At 31.8% G+C, this 1,140-nt stretch carries 2 protein-coding genes; one reads left to right on the forward strand and one right to left on the reverse strand.

The window, feature by feature from the left end:
• Positions 1 to 154 (reverse strand): helix-turn-helix domain-containing protein (locus tag ABZ914_RS51660; protein WP_500201855.1); only part of this gene is annotated, 154 nt, incomplete at its 3' end.
• Between the two features lie 207 nt (positions 155 to 361).
• Here ABZ914_RS51660 and ABZ914_RS51665 point away from each other — a divergent pair.
• Positions 362 to 637: a hypothetical protein gene (locus tag ABZ914_RS51665; protein WP_057719804.1), complete on the forward strand. Its 276-nt coding sequence runs from the start codon at positions 362 to 364 to the stop codon at positions 635 to 637.
• Positions 638 to 1,140 lie beyond the last annotated feature (503 nt).

Raw genomic sequence — 1,140 nt, forward strand, 5'->3', positions numbered from 1 at the left:
GTGAACGTTTGCCACTTTCCCATTGTTGATAATTTGATTGAGCAATACCAAAGTGTTGTGCGATTTCTTTTTGTGTGAGTCCTTTTTCAATTCGTAATTGTTTCAATATATCTTTAAACAAAATATACTCCTTTGAATGTTTTTTTGTTGACAAACACTCAAAAGAGTATTATAATCATTTTATACTCAATTGAATGTTTATGATGTTTTGAATTTTATAACTGTTTGAGTATATTATAACATAAAAGGAGAAATCACTTATCGACCAAATAAAATAAAAAACTCTTTCCACGACCAAGAAGAAAGAGTCTCAACAAAATTTATATCATAATTATAACACAAACTAAGAATGAGGTAAAATATGGAAAAATCAAGAACAAAAGTCGAATTAGATGAATTATTAAAGGGACTGGGAATAATTTCAAATGTCATGTTACTTGGTCGTCTAATGCCAGCCGATTGTGAAGAAATTTCAAGTGAACAAATGGTTATAAATTATAAAAATCTCTATGAAATGACGGAAGTATATACAGATCATTTAATTAGTGACCTTTCAGAAGTTGAGTTAAATTGGTTATCTGATAATATTGATGCAGATAAATTTCGAAAAATTCAAGCGATGAATAAAGTAAGCTAGAAGTTAAATAGCTTTAAATTATTACAAACCTGTACCTGAAATCATTTTCCTAAGTAAAACACCGCTGGGAATGAGTGGAGAGATAGCTTAATTTATCCGATAAATTGTAGGCAAAACGCCGATGTTATGAGTGGAATGAGCGGGAGTGAGCGTAAGCGAAACGGAGCGAGGCGAAACGAGTGCAAGGTGGAGGGCTGTACAAATTTTCCGGATTAATTAAGCGTTAAATATCGAAGCGAGTCCGAGGTGGAGGACTGTATGTAAAATTGATTTTAGGTCAGCACATGGGTCTGTAATACCATGTGCAAATCAGCAACATAAAAGCTCACGGTTGGCTTGGTTGTCACGTTTTAACCCTTGGAATTTTTACGCAAAAAAATCAGTAAATTTCACCGAAAATAAGAACAATGGAGAATAATGTTAACTGAAAAAGAACAAGAATTACTCAACCATTATTATTTAGAGAATATTAATCAATCAAAAAATAAACAACAAAAAACTTT

Origin of the sequence: Spirillospora sp. NPDC046719, assembly GCF_040645715.1 — a bacterium.
Lineage (GTDB): Bacteria > Actinomycetota > Actinomycetes > Streptosporangiales > Streptosporangiaceae > Spirillospora.